The sequence below is a fragment of the Rhodospirillales bacterium genome (assembly GCA_018666775.1).
Lineage (GTDB): Bacteria > Pseudomonadota > Alphaproteobacteria > SMXQ01 > SMXQ01 > JABIXC01.
Genome location: JABIXC010000008.1, coordinates 61,589 through 76,746 on the forward strand (window position 1 = coordinate 61,589; position 15,158 = coordinate 76,746).

Annotated in this window: 9 protein-coding genes; 6 read left to right on the forward strand and 3 right to left on the reverse strand. The window is 53.9% G+C overall.

Features of this window, described 5'->3' with window-relative positions; translation table 11 throughout:
• The first annotated feature begins 12 nt into the window (after positions 1-12).
• Positions 13-1,686: a hypothetical protein gene (locus tag HOJ08_04870; GenBank protein MBT5672768.1), complete on the forward strand. Its 1,674-nt coding sequence runs from the start codon at positions 13-15 to the stop codon at positions 1,684-1,686.
• Between the two features lie 4 nt (positions 1,687-1,690).
• Positions 1,691-2,845, forward strand: coding sequence for a pyridoxal phosphate-dependent aminotransferase (locus HOJ08_04875; protein MBT5672769.1), 1,155 nt, complete (start codon positions 1,691-1,693; stop codon positions 2,843-2,845).
• A 9-nt stretch (positions 2,846-2,854) separates the two neighbouring features.
• Here HOJ08_04875 and HOJ08_04880 read toward each other — a convergent pair whose 3' ends face one another.
• Entirely contained in the window at positions 2,855-5,557 is a 2,703-nt protein-coding gene (locus tag HOJ08_04880) for an Rne/Rng family ribonuclease (protein MBT5672770.1), read from the reverse strand.
• Positions 5,558-6,022: 465 nt separating this feature from the next.
• Here HOJ08_04880 and HOJ08_04885 point away from each other — a divergent pair, with 465 nt between their 5' ends.
• The 4 genes from HOJ08_04885 (at position 6,023) to HOJ08_04900 (ending at position 11,516) form a co-directional block, all read left to right on the forward strand.
• Complete coding sequence (locus HOJ08_04885; protein MBT5672771.1) at positions 6,023-7,231, forward strand: N-acetylmuramoyl-L-alanine amidase; 1,209 nt, start codon at positions 6,023-6,025, stop codon at positions 7,229-7,231.
• Between the two features lie 138 nt (positions 7,232-7,369).
• A complete protein-coding gene (locus tag HOJ08_04890) occupies positions 7,370-9,814 on the forward strand; it encodes a penicillin-binding protein 1A (GenBank protein ID MBT5672772.1) in 2,445 nt (814 codons plus the stop codon).
• A gap of 98 nt (positions 9,815-9,912) precedes the next feature.
• Positions 9,913-11,074, forward strand: a protein-coding gene (locus HOJ08_04895) for a peptide chain release factor 2 (GenBank protein ID MBT5672773.1) whose coding sequence is annotated in 2 segments (ribosomal slippage) — positions 9,913-9,981 and positions 9,983-11,074 — 1,161 coding nt in all. Because the reading frame shifts where the segments join, the coding sequence is not laid out codon by codon here.
• Positions 11,075-11,132: 58 nt separating this feature from the next.
• A complete protein-coding gene (locus HOJ08_04900; protein MBT5672774.1) occupies positions 11,133-11,516 on the forward strand; it encodes a RidA family protein in 384 nt (127 codons plus the stop codon).
• Between the two features lie 6 nt (positions 11,517-11,522).
• Here HOJ08_04900 and HOJ08_04905 read toward each other — a convergent pair whose 3' ends face one another.
• Positions 11,523-11,987 (reverse strand): peroxiredoxin, encoded by a 465-nt coding sequence (locus HOJ08_04905; protein MBT5672775.1) that lies wholly within the window; start codon positions 11,985-11,987, stop codon positions 11,523-11,525.
• A gap of 22 nt (positions 11,988-12,009) precedes the next feature.
• On the reverse strand, positions 12,010-15,009 hold the full coding sequence (locus HOJ08_04910; protein ID MBT5672776.1) for a bifunctional [glutamine synthetase] adenylyltransferase/[glutamine synthetase]-adenylyl-L-tyrosine phosphorylase: 3,000 nt from the start codon (positions 15,007-15,009) through the stop codon (positions 12,010-12,012).
• Positions 15,010-15,158: the final 149 nt, after the last annotated feature.

Consider the following 15,158-nt stretch of genomic DNA (forward strand, 5'->3'; position numbering starts at 1 on the left):
GCAAGCGCCAGTATGATTATGGCCCGAATTCGTATGCATTTTAACATGTTAAAGCTCAAATCCATGCCTAGACATACCATAAAACAAGCCACAGGCACTACCGGACGCTTTGCAAACGTCTTGCCAGTGCTTGTGTTGGTATCGTTGCTGCTTGCGGGTTGTGATTCCATGGTGATCTTTAAAAGAGAGGCAAGAGACTATGTTGCCGGTTTTGCGGGTGGCGTTGCCGGGGATGAACCTTCGGCAGTGCTGGTTGCGCAGAAAATCCTTAAAGGTGAGGGCAGTGCGGCAGATGCCGCGATCGCGGCTTACTTTGCCATGTCGGTGACTTTGCCATCAGCGGCATCCCTTGGTGGTGGGGGGGCATGTTTGGTCATTGATCGTGAAAAAAATAAAGTGGAAAGTCTGACTTTTATGGCCGGCGGCATGGATGGAAACCGCCCTGTTGTGCCTGCTAACGTTCGGGCCATGTATGCACTTCATGCAAAATATGGCCAATTGCCATGGCGTCAATTGGTTGCTCCTGCTGAAAACATGGCCCGGTTTGGTGCCCCTGTTTCCAGAGCATTCGCGCGTGATCTTGTCGCGGCCCAGGGCCATATAACGCCATCTTCGGATATGGGACGCACCTTTGCCAATCGCCAGGGCAGGCTGGTTCGTGAAGGCGACAATCTTCGCCAGCTTGATCTGGCCGCAACGCTCAGCATCATTCGTGGCCGCCCCGCTGCATTTTTCAGTGGCCCCGGAAAACAACGCATTATCCGGGCCTATGGTGCGGCAGGCATGCCCATTTCAAGCGCCGATGTTGATCGTGCCCGCCCGGTCTGGAAGGCCCCCATCACGGTTCGTCGTGGTAATCAGGCAGCAGATTTTCTACCGACCCCTGCAGGGCTAGTTGGTGCGCAGGCATGGGCCATGATGTACAGGGATGGTGCCTGGAAAAGTGCAAATAATCGCGAAAAGCCTCATTTAATTGCTGAGGTGTCGCGGCGTTCCATGGCCGGTGCAGGGCGGTGGCTTCATTCCCCAGCAGAGCTTGAAAAGGCAGCGCCATCGGTGGTTTCTGAAAAACGAACCGAGGCATTGATGGCCAGTTTCGATTCTGGTCGTAAAACCAAATTTGCAATCCCTGAAGGTGGGGGGCACCCAGCACCGGTAGACCAAGGTGGCGCCAGTGTCATTGCTGCAGACCAGTTTGGCCAAGCCGTTGCGTGCAGTTTTACCATGAATGGTCTTATGGGCTCGGTGCGCATCGCGCCTAAAACGGGCATCATTATTGCTGCACGACCTGATCCGGCAATGCGGGGCATGTCTTCGGGTTCGCTTATGGTGTTGCGCTATGATGATCAGAATCAGCTGGAATTTATGGCTTCTGCCACCGGAGGTGCTGCAGCCCCGATTACCATGGTGACCGTGGCCCTTCGGGCAATGCTTGATAAACAGAATTTGGAGAAGGCATCAAGGGCCCCACGACTATTTGCGCCCATGATCCCAGACCAGGTGTTGATGGAATCTGGCAATAGGGGGCTGGCTAAAACGCTTGAGAATGCTGGCCACCGTGTTGCCCCGGTTTCAGCGATGATCCGTCTTAATGGGTTCTTCTGTCCAGCCGGGTTCGATGGCCATCGGTCTCGGTGCGAATTGCGCACCGATCGCCGGGGCTTCGGGTTCGCCAGCCAGTTATAACGCCATGGCCATCAAGGTATCAGCGCGCGGGTCCATCCCACCCTTTATCGTCATGGATGTCATGCGGGCGGCCAATGACCGTGCGGCAAAAGGCCATGATGTTGTGCATCTGGAGGTCGGCCAGCCATCCACAAGCGCGCCAGGCGCCGTTAAATCTCTGGCAAAGTCCGCCCTGGATTCGGAAAACCTGGGCTACACAGAGGCATTCGGTTTGCCCGCCCTGCGTGCGCGCGTCGCCGCTTATTACCGGGAAATTTATGACACGGATATTGATGCTTCAAAGATCGCCATGACCACGGGGTCGTCGGGGGCATTTGTTCTGGCTTTTCTGGCAGCATTTGATGCAGGGGACCGGGTTGCTTTTGCTGCACCGGGATATCCCGGTTATCGCAACATTTTAACGGCCCTCGATATTGACCCCGTGGCGATTCCAGTTGGGCACGCGCAAGGCTTTCAGATTAGCGTAGAGCATTTGGAACGCCTTGAGACACCGATAGATGGCTTGATTTTGGCAAGCCCCGCCAATCCCACCGGGGCGATGATTGATCCCGCGATGCTGAAACAGATTGCCAATTGGTGTGCCGCTAACGGCGTGCGGTTGGTTTCTGATGAGATTTATCATGGGATTACCTATGGCGCGGTAGCTGAGACCATGGCTGAAATTAATCCTGATGCGATTGTGATCAACAGCCTGTCAAAATATTTTTCAATGACCGGCTGGCGGTTGGGGTGGATGATTGTGCCTGATGATCTCATCCGGACGGTTGAATGTTTGGCGCAGAATTTGTTTATTTCACCGCCAACCCTTTCCCAACACGCAGCATTGGCTGTGTTTGATTCCAGGGAAGAACTTGATGCCAATGTGGCACGCTATGCCGATAACAGAAAAATCCTGCTTGATGGCTTGCCCCAATGCGGCTTTGGACCTTTTGCGCCCGCAGATGGTGCCTTTTATGTTTATGCAGGCATTGGAGACCAGGGGTCGGACAGCGCTGAGCTTTGCCGACGAATGCTGGAAGAAACGGGCGTCGCAACGACACCCGGCAAGGATTTTGACCTTGAGGATGGCCACCGGTTTGTCCGGTTTTCTTATGCCGGATCAAGGGATGAAATGCGCGAAGCCATTGCCCGACTAAAGGCATGGAACCAGAAACCCTAAAGGCTTAAATCAGCCGCGAGACCACCATCCCCGGCGTTTCGGGGCATCGGGTGCTTCAGGTGCAGCGTCGGTGCTGGGTTCAGCGCTCACTGTGGTGGGTTCTGTGGCGGCCTCTGTGGGCTGAGCCTTATCGGCTTTCTTTGCCCGGGGCTTTCGGGTTGTTTTTTTGGCAGGCTTTGCTTCGGCCTTGGTCGATTTGGCATCCGCATCTGTTGCCTTATCAGCAGATTTATCAGCAGCCTTTGTCGCCCGTTTTCTAGGCGCCCGTTTTTTGGGCGCGGGCTTTTCAGCGGGCTCACTACTGGCATCTGGGCTGGCATCAGCACTGGCCTCTTCAGGCTTTGCTTTTGCCCGGCTTCTGCGGGGGCGAGGTTTTGGTTTCTCAGCCGGTGTCGCTGCTTCAGAAGGTGTTCCCCCTGAGGCATCGGCACTTGCTTCTGTGCTGCTGGCCTCTGGCGCTGGCTGTGATGTCTCTGGCGTTGGCGCAGGCGTGCTAGTGCTGGGTGCATCGGTCGACACAGGTGATGTCTCTGCTGATTGCGCTGCGTCATTGGTTGTTTCGCCATCAACGCCCGTTTGTTCCGTTGGCTTGCGGTTGTGACGGCGACCACCGCGTCTTCCGCGTCTGCGGCGCTTGGGCTTTTCAGACTGGGTTTCGTCACCATCAGTTGTCGGTGTGGCAGTTGTCGGTGTGGATTGGTCTTGGGTATTGGGCTCACCTGAAACTGGCGGTTGTGTTGTTTCCGATGCTGTGCCCTGATCGGCATTTCTCTGATTTGTGTCTTCATCATTTCTGCCGCCCCGCCTGCGTCGAGGGCGCCGCGCACGCTTGGGTCTGTCTTCTGTCTTTGCAGCCCCATTGGCCCCATTGGCCCCATTGGCGCCACTGCTGCTATTGCTGTTCCCGCCGTTGCTGGATGTGGCAATGGTTTCTGTGATGGTGGCGTCTGTGTTGTCGCCAGCACTGACCACGCGTTCAAGTTTGAAATTGGGCGCAATCAATGTGTCATCGCCCGAAACCATGATGCGGAAATCATAACGCGCTTCGATATCAGCGACCATGGGCCGCTTTTGATTAAGGATATAAAGGGCAATGGCCGTGGGCACAGAGATGTGAATTTGGCTGGAACGACGGCGAATGCCTTCTTCTTCTACCGTGCGCAAAACATGCAAGGCGGCTGATTCTGTTGAACGGATTAAGCCTGACCCATCGCAATGGGGACAATGTTCCGTGCTGGCCTCTAGCAAACTTGGGCGTAGCCGTTGACGGCTGAGTTCCAGCAATCCAAAGGGGCTGATGCGGCCGATTTGGATGCGTGCACGATCGGCACGCATGGATTCTTTCAAGCGGCGCTCAACGGTATGTTGGTTTCGATTTTCCGACATGTCGATGAAATCGATAACGATCAGGCCGGCAAGGTCACGTAGCTTGAGTTGGCGTGCAATTTCTTCTGCCGCCTCAAGGTTCGTCTTGTAGGCCGTTTCTTCAATGTTGCGTTCTTTCGTGGCTCGACCGGAATTGACATCAATAGAGACAAGCGCCTCCGTGGGGTTGATGACAATATAGCCCCCTGATTTAAGCCGCACATTGGTTGAGTGCATGGAATCAAGTTGCGCTTCCACCTGATAGCGGTGGTAGAGCGGAATGGCAGGGTCTTTGTATTGCTGGACCTTCTTGGCATGGCTGGGCATCAGCATGCGCATGAATTCCTTGGCTGACTTATAGCCTTCTTCGCCTTCCACCATCACTTCGGTGATATCCTTGTCGTAAAGGTCGCGGATGGAACGTTTGATCAGGTTGCCCTCTTCATAGACCATGGTGGGGGCAATGGATTTCAGCGTTAATTCGCGGACTTGATCCCAGGTTCTGATCAGGTAGTCGAAGTCGCGGCGAATTTCGGGCTTTGATCGTTCAATTGCTGCGGTGCGCAGAATGGCCGCGACGCCGTCAGGAATATTGAAATCAGCAATAAAGCCCTTCAGCCGCTTGCGGTCCTTGATGTTGGTAATTTTGCGCGAAATGCCGCCGCCCTTGGTGGTGTTGGGCATCAAGACGCAATAACGCCCAGCCAATGACAGGTAGGTGGTCAGCGCTGCGCCCTTGTTGCCGCGTTCTTCCTTGACCACCTGGATCAAAAGAATCTGGCGACGTTTGATGACTTCCTGAATGTTGTAGCGTTGGCGCCGGGGGCGGCTACGGTTGCGTTCTACCGCTTCGGCTTCGACATCGTTTTCGTCTCCGCCACCCACTTCTTCCAGGTTCGCACCATCAGGGGCTTTTTCATTCTTTGGCGCATCATTGTCTGCGTCACCCTCAGCAGTTTCGGCACCGTCTTCTTGATCGGTTTTGTCGTCTTTGTCTGTGGCGTCTTCATCTTTGGACCCGGAAATTGCTTCTTCCGTTTCCTCGGCACTCGCGGCGGCGAATTCTGCTTCTTCCTTAAGAAGGGCTTGGCGATCTGCAATAGGGATTTGATAATAATCGGGATGAATTTCGCTGAAGGCAAGAAACCCGTGCCGGTTGCCGCCATAATCGACGAACGCCGCCTGTAGCGACGGTTCAACCCGGGTTACTTTGGCAAGATAGATGTTGCCTTTAACCTGTTTTTTGGTCGAGGTTTCAAAATCAAATTCATCGAGGCGATTGCCATTAAGTACGACGACGCGGGTTTCTTCCGCGTGTGTGGTGTCGATCAACATGCGCTTGGTCATGTTTATATCTCCTGAGCACCGCTGCCTTGCTTGGGGATACCCAAGCGGCGCGTGCTTTTATGTCCGTGAAGCCGTTTGGCCATATCTCAACCCAAATACGGGGAGGGGGTCTGGCATATCTCACAAAGCCTGAAATGTGGTTGTGAGATCGGCTTCAATCCAAAATTATCCCTCCATTCCGTCTGAGCGCACCAGAAACCGTTTTCCCCCGGCCGATGTAAAAATGCCGGGATGCTTCGTGCTGCGCCGCCGTTGGGTCTGATGAAAATCGGACCTTTGAGCCGACCAGAGGGTCTTCTAACGCCTTCAACATAGTTACTTGCGAACGGTTCTACAATCATATTGTTTTAACCATGGTGCATCAAAGGCTTGCGGGGGGGCGTGCTGGATATTTTTGACCATAATGGCTGTATTTTATGGTGATGGTGCAGTATATGTTGTGGTGATTTTAGGGATTGCTACAAGATGTGGAAAACCACTTCCGCCATCTCCGTCTTTTTGGGTGCGGTGTTGTTGCTGGGCTGTTTGGCCCCTGTCCGTGCTGCAAGTGCTGCTTCGACGGTCTCTGACATTCGGGTTGGGGCACATGCGGGGCGCGTACGCCTTGTCCTTGAATCGAATCAAAACCTTAAGGTCAAAACCTTTGCCTTGGCATCACCGTACCGGTTGGTCATGGATTTACCTGCCGTTGGTTGGGATTTGGCAAAGAAGAAAGCATCCGCGCGCAGGGCCGGTTTTGTTGCCGGGTTTCGGTATGGACAGTTTTCACCATCCCGTGCGCGGGTGGTGTTTGATCTCAAACGCTCATTTGTCATTGCCAAACAATTTACGCTTTCTCCCCGGGGTGGAAAGGGGTGGCGTTTCGTGGTCGACCTTAAACCGGTGAAAGCCAGCCAGTTTGTGAAGTCTGCAAGTGTTGCCGGTGTGTCGCCCAGCAAAGATCACGCATCCCTAAAGCCTAAAAGACGCAGGGCACCTGACCGGAAAAAGGTGGTGGTTATTGACCCGGGGCATGGCGGTATAGATCCCGGGGCCATTGGGCTCCATGGGGTTTATGAGAAAAAGATTACCCTTGCCATGGCACGGGTTCTTCGTCGCACATTGATCGCCCGTCAATACCGGGTTGTCATGACCCGGGGCCGCGATACATTTGTTCGCCTGCGTGGGCGCATTGCCGTCGCACGCCGGGCCAAAGCCGATCTTTTTATCTCGCTTCATGCGGATTCCCTGAAGCGTCGAAACGTTCGGGGGGCTTCGGTCTATACGCTTTCTGAAAAAGCATCTGATCGTGAAGCTGCGGGGTTGGCTGCCAAGGAAAACAAGGCGGATTTGATCGCTGGCGTTGACCTGTCGGGGGAAAGCAGCCAAGTAACAAACATTCTGATTGAACTTGCGCAACGTGAAACCATGAACCTTTCCGCGCGGTTTGCACGGGTTTTGGTGAGCGAAATGCGCAAGACGACACGGTTCCTGCGTAAATCCCACCGTTTTGCCGGGTTCGCGGTTCTGAAAGCGCCAGATGTCCCCTCTGTCCTTTTGGAAATGGGGTATCTTTCCAATGCGCTTGATGAAGCGCAGTTGACACGCCCCCGGTATCGGGCGCGATTGTCCAAAGCCATCGCCAACGGGATAGACCGTTATTTTGCAATTAGGGCCAAGGTTCAAAAGAAATGAGTGGGGAATGCCACATGTTTGCCACAGTTAGGTTCGAAATTGCGGGCCTTCCCCATCGTTGGATAAACTGATCCCATGACAAACATGCCCACCCGTCCAATTAAAAGCCGCAATCCCCTGCGCACCGGGGGGAAAGGGATGCGGTTTTTGGTGCTGGTGCTGGTCACCCTGGTGTTTATGGCGGTGGTTGGTGTTGGGGCCGTGTTTGGAACGTTTTATTTTTATGGTCGCGGGTTGCCCGATTACCAGCAACTGGCCGATTATGAACCACCGGTCATGACCCGGGTTCATGCCGGGGATGGCAGCTTGATTTCTGAATTCGCAACAGAAAAAAGAGCCTTTGTTCCCATCAATGCATTTCCAAAATTAGTTATTAAGGCTTTTCTGGCAGCAGAAGATAAGAATTTTTATTCCCATCCCGGCATTGATTTTCCCGGTGTCGCCAGAGCAGCCCTGACCAATATTATTCAGGTTGGGCGTAATCGCCGCCCCGTTGGGGCATCCACCATTACCCAACAAGTCGCCAAGAATTTTCTTTTGACCAATGAAGTGTCGATTGCCCGAAAGGTCAAGGAAGCGATCCTTGCGTTTCGGATTGAACATGCCTTTTCAAAGGACCGAATTCTTGAACTGTATCTCAATGAGATTTATCTGGGCTTTGGGTCTTACGGCGTGGCCGCAGCGTCACTGAATTATTTCAACAAGTCGATGGATGAATTATCCACGGAAGAAGTGGCATACCTGGCGGCGCTGCCAAAGGCACCCAATAATTATCACCCCATCCGAAATGTGCGGGCCGCATTGGGGCGTCGGAATTGGGTGATCAGCCGGATGGAAAAAGAAGGCTTTATTCCATCCATTCAAGCATCAAGGGCGCGCAAGATTCCGTTGGTGGTACGCCCCCGCAAAGACACATTGCTGGTTCGTGCAGAATATTTTTCCGAAGAGGTCAGGCGCGAATTGATGGAGCGCTATGGGGAAACCCAGCTATATCGCGGCGGCCTATCAGTTCGCACCACCCTGGACCCCAGGCTTCAGACCATCGCCGATGAAAGCCTGCGCATGGGGCTCATTGCCTATGACCGACGTCATGGCTATCGCGGACCGGTGGCTAATATCAAGGCGCCGTGGGCGAAGAATTTGGCGTTGGTGGTTCCGCCCAAGGGCTTGCTTGACCCTTGGCTGCTGGCGGTGGCGGAAACGGTTGAAAAAGATGCCGCCCATCTTGTTTTTGCCGATGGCACAAAGGGAAGCATTCCATTGGCGGAATTGCGTTGGGCCAGAACCTGGATGAAGGGGCAAAAACGGGGCCCTTCGGTGAAGGCTGCAGATCAGGTTTTGCAGGTGGGCGACGTTGTGATTGTGCAGGCCGTGCAGACCCGCAAAATAACATCCCGAAAACGCGGTGTAAAAACCACAACGGTTCATTATGGGCCACACACGTTTGGCTTGCGCCAAATCCCGGGCGTCAACGGAGGGCTTGTGGCCCTTGATCCCCATACCGGGCGGATTTTGGCCATGAGTGGCGGGTTTCATTACGCCCATTCCCAGTTTAACCGGGTAACCCAGGCCATGCGCCAGCCCGGTTCGGCCTTTAAGCCCTTTGTTTATTTGGCAGCCCTTGATTCAGGCTTTACCCCATCGTCTTTGATTCTGGATGCGCCCTTTGTGATTGATCAAGGCCCGGGGCTTGGCTTGTGGAAGCCCCACAACTATGCGCGCCGTTTTTACGGCCCTTCCACCATGCGTCTTGGCATCGAAAAATCCCGCAACCTGATGACCGTGCGTCTGGCCCAGACCATTGGCATGGATAAGGTTGTGGCGTATGCAAAAAAATTCGGAATTTCTGAAAAATTAAGCAGCGGTCTTTCCATGTCGTTGGGGGCCGGGGAAACAAGCCTTCTGCGTTTGACGTCGGCGTATGCCATGTTGGTCAATGGCGGCAAGAAAATCACCCCGTCCCTGATTGACAGGCTTCAGAACCGCCATGGCCACACGATCTTTCGCCATGATGCTCGAAAATGCCCCGGCTGCGATGTCGATGATTTGTTCAACCGCGATATGCCAGATATTCCAGACACCCGCCCCCAAGTGGCCGAAGCAGGTAGCGCCTATCAGGTGGTATCAATGCTTCATGGCGTGGTTAAACGGGGCACAGGGCGGCGTATCGCAAAGGTTGGAAAACCGCTTGCGGGTAAAACGGGCACGACCAATAAAAGCATGGATACCTGGTTTGTCGGTTTTTCCCCCGATCTTGCTGTGGGGGTCTTTGTGGGGTTTGATAAACCCACGCCTCTTGGTCGTCGTGAAACCGGGTCTTCGGTGGCAGCCCCTATCTTCAAAACCTTCATGGAGCGCGGCCTGGCGGATCAGCCGGTCATCCCATTTCGTATTCCCCGGGGCATTCGTCTGGTTCGGGTCAATGCCCAGACCGGGCTTCCGGCGCAACATGGCGATCGCCGCGTCATTCTGGAAGCCTTCAAACCGGGAACGGAACCGAAAGGTGGCGAAGGCGTGATTGATGGCTCTGGTGCATCATCGACCTCGGGTTCGGGTGGCGCTTCAGGGCGCGGGCTTTATTGATTTTATAAACTCTTTACCGCGACTTGAATTGGCCATGGCAGGTGTGGTTTGATGCGCCCCCCGGCCAAATTGATAAAGGCCCAAAGACAGGAAACATTATGCGCGCTGAAACAATGACCATCATCGCCGAGACCAAGCAGTCTCTTGAGCTGCTGAGGAGGTATCTTTGACTGGGATAACGCTCTTAAAAAACTCGATGAACTAAACGCCAAGGCCGAAGACCCGGAACTGTGGTCCGATCAGGCCGTGGCCCAGCGCATTATGCGTGAACGCACCCATTTGGAACAACAGCTCGGGGTGTTCCGGGACATGGAACAGGGCTTCATCGATTCTCAGGAATTGCTTGAAATGGCTGAAGCCGAAGATGATGCCGAAATGATTGCCGAGGCCGAAAAGGGCCTGATCAAAGTTCAGTCCCAAGCTGCGAAGCTTGAAATTGAAAGCCTTTTGTCGGGCGAAGTTGATGGCAATGATTGTTTCCTTGAAATCAATGCGGGTGCGGGGGGCACTGAATCCCAGGATTGGGCAGAAATGCTGGTTCGGATGTATACGCGTTGGGCCGATGCCCATGGCTACAAGGTGGAATGGATCGAAGAAAGCGAAGGCGAAGAAGCGGGGATTAAATCCACAACCGTTCGCATTATCGGCCCCAACGCCTATGGCTGGATGAAGACCGAAAGCGGGGTCCATCGTTTGGTGCGGATATCGCCTTATGACTCTGCTTCTCGTCGCCACACCAGTTTCGCCAGCGCCTGGGTTTACCCGGTGATCGATGAAACCGTTGATGTGGAAATTGAAGACAAGGATTTACGGGTCGATACCTATCGCGCATCCGGTGCGGGGGGGCAGCACGTTAACAAGACAGATTCGGCAATAAGGCTGACCCATTTGCCCACGGGCATCGTTGTGCAGTGCCAAAGTGACCGCTCACAGCATAGAAACCGGGCTTCTGCCATGAATATGCTGCGGGCCCGGCTCTATGAACTAGAGATGCAAAAGCGGGAGGAAGCGGCTCAGGCGACCCATGAAGCGAAGTCTGATATCGGTTGGGGGCACCAAATTCGCTCATATGTGCTTCACCCCTATCAAATGGTCAAAGATTTGCGCACCGGGGTCGAAAAAGGCAATGCCCAAGGGGTTTTGGACGGCGATTTGGATGATTATATGGCAGCAGCCCTGTCCCATAAAATTGGCGGCGGTGGTGCTAAAAAAGGCAGCAAATCTGCGGGTTCTGGAAGTTCCTCAGAAGGTGCGGATTAAATCAGCGCCTAAATATGCCCATTTTGGGGCTTAATCGGGTTTGAAAGCGGAGTACAACATGCACAAACCATTGATGCCAAAAAATCTTCGGGTCAATGCTAATTACAGCCAGGGCATCGAAGTTGAACCGGGCATGCGGCTGGTTGCGGTTGCAGGCCAAACCGGTCAGGAAATCGATGGCGCTGTGCCCGATGGCATTGCCGCCCAAGCGGATCTGGCCTGGCGCAATGTGATGACGGTTTTGGCCGATGCCGGCATGGGCCCTGAACACATCATCCATTACACGTCGTATCTGGTGGCGGGCACCGACACAGCTCCCTATGACGAAGCGCGGCTAAGGCATCTGGGTGATGCCCGGCCTGCTTCGACGAAGGTCTATATCTCCGGTCTCGCCCGGCCAAGTTTGCTGTGTGAAGTACAGGCCTTTGCGGCAGCCCCCTAAAGCACCCTAAAGCGCATTAGCGGCGGCAAGCACTGCTTCGGCATGGCCATCTGCTTTGACCTTGCGCCATGCTTTGGCGATGACCCCGTTTTCGTCAATCAAGAAGGTGGAGCGTTCCACCCCCATGGATTTTTTGCCATACATGTTTTTTTCAACCCAGACGCCATAGCCCTTGATGGCTTTCAGTTCCGGATCGGCTGCCAGAATGAAGGGCAGCCCAAATTTCGCCTTGAATTTATCGTGGCTTTCGACGCTGTCTTTGGAAATGCCGATCACGACCGCATTGATGTTTGAAAAATCTGGATGCAGGTCCCGAAAGGCACACGATTCCAAGGTGCAACCCGGTGTGTCATCTTTGGGATAAAAATAGACGACAATTTTTTTCCCTTTTAAGCCACTCAGGCTGACGCTGTCATTGCCATCTGTTGCCAGTGTGAAATCAGGGGCGTTGTTGCCGGCTTCTATCGTCATAATTCTATTTCCTCTGTTTTGATTATTTCGAATGGGTTTCTGGATTGCCAACCAGCGTGATGAAGGTTTCACGGACCCAGGTTCTGGTGGTTTCCATTTCGTGTTTCAAGTGTTCAAAATCTTTCATTTCACAGGCCCGGGCAAGGGCTGTTTTCAGGCCCATGGGGGCCGCATCTTCATCAAAGCTGCCTTCAAAGGTAAACCGGATCATGCCCAAAATGGTGCGCCAGAATTTTCCAGCACTTGCCAATTGATTGGCCGTTTCCGTTTCAAGGTATCCAAATTTGGCCAACCGGTTGAAGGATTCGGTTATGTTTTGATGGAGAATTTCAGGGTGTTCTGCGCCATGGGCCAGCAGCAAAAACTGGGCGATAAATTCCACATCGATTAATCCGCCGGGGGCGTATTTAACATCCCAATCCGATGATGGCGCATGACCACGGGCAAGGCGCGTGCGCATGTCTGTCACGTCAATCGCCAGCTTTGTCTTGTCTCGTTTGGTGGTCAGAATTTCCTGAATGCTGGCATTGATCTTGGCGCTGAGCTCATCAGGGCCGGCAATCACCCGGGCCCGGGTCAATGCCATGTGTTCCCAAGACCATGCCGATTTAGCCTGATATTGGTTGAACGCGGTAAGGGACGATGCAATGGGCCCCCCATTGCCAGATGGACGAAGCCGCATATCCACTTCATACAATTTACCCTCAGCCGTTGGTGCCGAAATGGCAGTGATCAATTGCTGGGACATGCGGGCATAATATTGGCTGGGGGCCAGCGGCCTTTTCCCGTTTGAGGGTTCCCCATCCTGCCCGTTTGATGGTTCCCCACCCGGATGGTCAGCGGTGACATCGTCATAGACAAACAAAAGATCCAGATCAGAATTTTCGGTAATTTCACGCCCGCCCAATTTGCCAAGGGCGACAATGCACATATTTGGCTTTTGGTCCCGGGTTCCAAAATGCCCATGTTTGGTTTCCATGTCGGCACTGACCAGCGCGTACAGGGATTGGGTCAGCGTATCCGCAAGATCAGATAGGGCAGCCCCCGCCGCATCCCCATCCAGCATGCCGCTTAAAATCTGCATGCCCACCTGAAATTTGTGATCATTGGCAAAACGTCTGGAGCGGTCGAGGATGTCTTCGAAATCCCGGGCAATCTCAAGCATGGTGCTAAGCCGTGCCGCAAGGGCTTTTTTGTCTTCGATGGGGCCGTAGAAATCCCCTGTTAGCACGGCATCAAACAGGGATGGGTTCACCGCAAGATGAGATGCCAGTCTGGGGGCCGAGCCCATGATTTCGGCGATCAGTGAAAGAAGGGTTGGGTTGGCGAGCAGCAGGGAAAACAACTGTACCCCGGCGGGCAGGGCGCTGAGGAACGCATCAAAGTTGCGCAATGCGGCATCGGGGTTGGCGGTTTTGGAAAAGGCATCAAGCAGCCCCGGGCCCAGTTCCGTCAGAAGTTCCCGGGCTCTTGTGCTGCGGGTCGCGCGATAGCGCCCGCGATGCCACGTCCGGATAATTTCGGATATGCCCGACCCCTCAACAAAGCCCATATCGGTCAAGGTTGCCAAGGTTTCCGGATCATCTTCACCACCGGTGAAAACCAGATTGCCCGGTGCCGCCAAGGTTGGAGATTCTTCAAACAATTTCGCATAGTGATGTTCAACTTGCCCCAAATGATGGAGCAGCGTTTCTTTGAACGCATCGGTTTCAAAGCCCATGAAGGTTGCGAAATGGCTAAGCTGTGTTTCATCTTTGGGCAGGCTGTGGGTCTGCATATCGTCAACCATTTGCAGCCGATGTTCTGCCCGGCGCAGGAAATCATAGGCATCAACCAATTGATCCCGGGCCTGTTCTGTGATGCGTCCTTCATGCGTTAATTGCTCAAGGGCAGCACAGGTTGCACGGGTGCGCAGTTCCGGGGCGCGTCCTCCCCAAATCAATTGCTGTGTCTGGGCGAAAAATTCAATCTCGCGAATGCCGCCCCGGCCAAGTTTCAGGTTGTGTCCCAAAATGGCGATGGTCTCACCACCGCGTTGGGCATTGATCTGTCGCTTAATAGAATGGATATCGGCAATGGCAGCAAAATCCAGATTTTTACGCCAAAGAAATGGCTCCAGGGTTTTCAGGAATTGATTTCCGGCCTTGAAATCCCCGGCAATCACCCGAGATTTGATCAATGCCGCGCGTTCCCAGTTTTGCCCGGTGCTTTCGTAATAATTTTCAGCGGCCATGACGGACACAGCAAGTGGGGTAGAGCCCGGGTCTGGGCGCAGGCGCAGGTCGGTACGGAACACGTACCCATCCCGGGTGCGGGTTTCCAGAATATTGACGAGATCACGAACCACGCGCACATAAAACTGTCCCGGGCTTTGACGGCCGGTGTAGTGAATGCGTTCGGGATCATAAAGGGCGATCAGGTCGATATCGCTGGAATAGTTAAGTTCCAGCGCACCCAATTTGCCAAGCCCAAGAATAAACAGTCCGGTTTCCAATTCTGGCGTACCGGTGTTTTTATCGGTGTTTTTAGTGGCAATTTCACCATTTTTGGCGGCCTCTTGAAACAGGAAGCGAAGCGCCACCCCGACGGCAGCATCTGCAAACTGGCTTAAGCCTCCGGTGACGGCGACTGTATCCCAGATGCCCGCAATGTCGGCGATGGCAATGGTCAGGCTTGCCCGCATGCGGGCTTGGCGCAATTGCCGCATCAGATCGTCTTTTGATCCACTGATTGTGGCCAATTCGGCCAAAATGCTTTCAAGGGCATGGTCGGGGCCGTGATCCAGAATGCTTAAGAAGAAGTCCGGGTTGAAGGTGACGCACCGGCTAAGCCACGGAGAATTGCCAAAAATTGCGGTCAGCAACGCATGGGCCCGGGGGTCCTTGATGGCATCCTTGAGTGCTGCCCCAAGGGCTTCATCGCTGGAACTGTTGGCAATTTCATCAAGGGTTGCAAACCCGGCCTCAAGTCGGTCAGGGGCTGCAGCTTTTGGCATTGCCTGGGGATCGGGTAAAAAGGTCACTCTTCGCTTCCCTGAATGGACGGCTTATCGCACACTGCGATCTTCAATGGTGTCATAAAATATGACATATATTGTACAAGACTGGGCGAACAGACTTGAAGCGTCAAGGTTGGGGCATAATGTTGGGGCTAATTTGGGAAAAAATCGAA

Excerpts from the sequence above, each read along its gene's own strand:
- HOJ08_04870 (MBT5672768.1), top strand. The coding sequence starts at position 13 with ATGATTATGGCCCGAATTCGTATGCATTTTAACATGTTAAAGCTCAAA.
- HOJ08_04875 (MBT5672769.1), top strand. The coding sequence starts at position 1,691 with ATGGCCATCAAGGTATCAGCGCGCGGGTCCATCCCACCCTTTATCGTC.
- HOJ08_04880 (MBT5672770.1), bottom strand. The coding sequence starts at position 5,557 with ATGACCAAGCGCATGTTGATCGACACCACACACGCGGAAGAAACCCGC.
- HOJ08_04885 (MBT5672771.1), top strand. The coding sequence starts at position 6,023 with ATGTGGAAAACCACTTCCGCCATCTCCGTCTTTTTGGGTGCGGTGTTG.
- HOJ08_04890 (MBT5672772.1), top strand. The coding sequence starts at position 7,370 with ATGCGGTTTTTGGTGCTGGTGCTGGTCACCCTGGTGTTTATGGCGGTG.
- HOJ08_04900 (MBT5672774.1), top strand. The coding sequence starts at position 11,133 with ATGCACAAACCATTGATGCCAAAAAATCTTCGGGTCAATGCTAATTAC.
- HOJ08_04905 (MBT5672775.1), bottom strand. The coding sequence starts at position 11,987 with ATGACGATAGAAGCCGGCAACAACGCCCCTGATTTCACACTGGCAACA.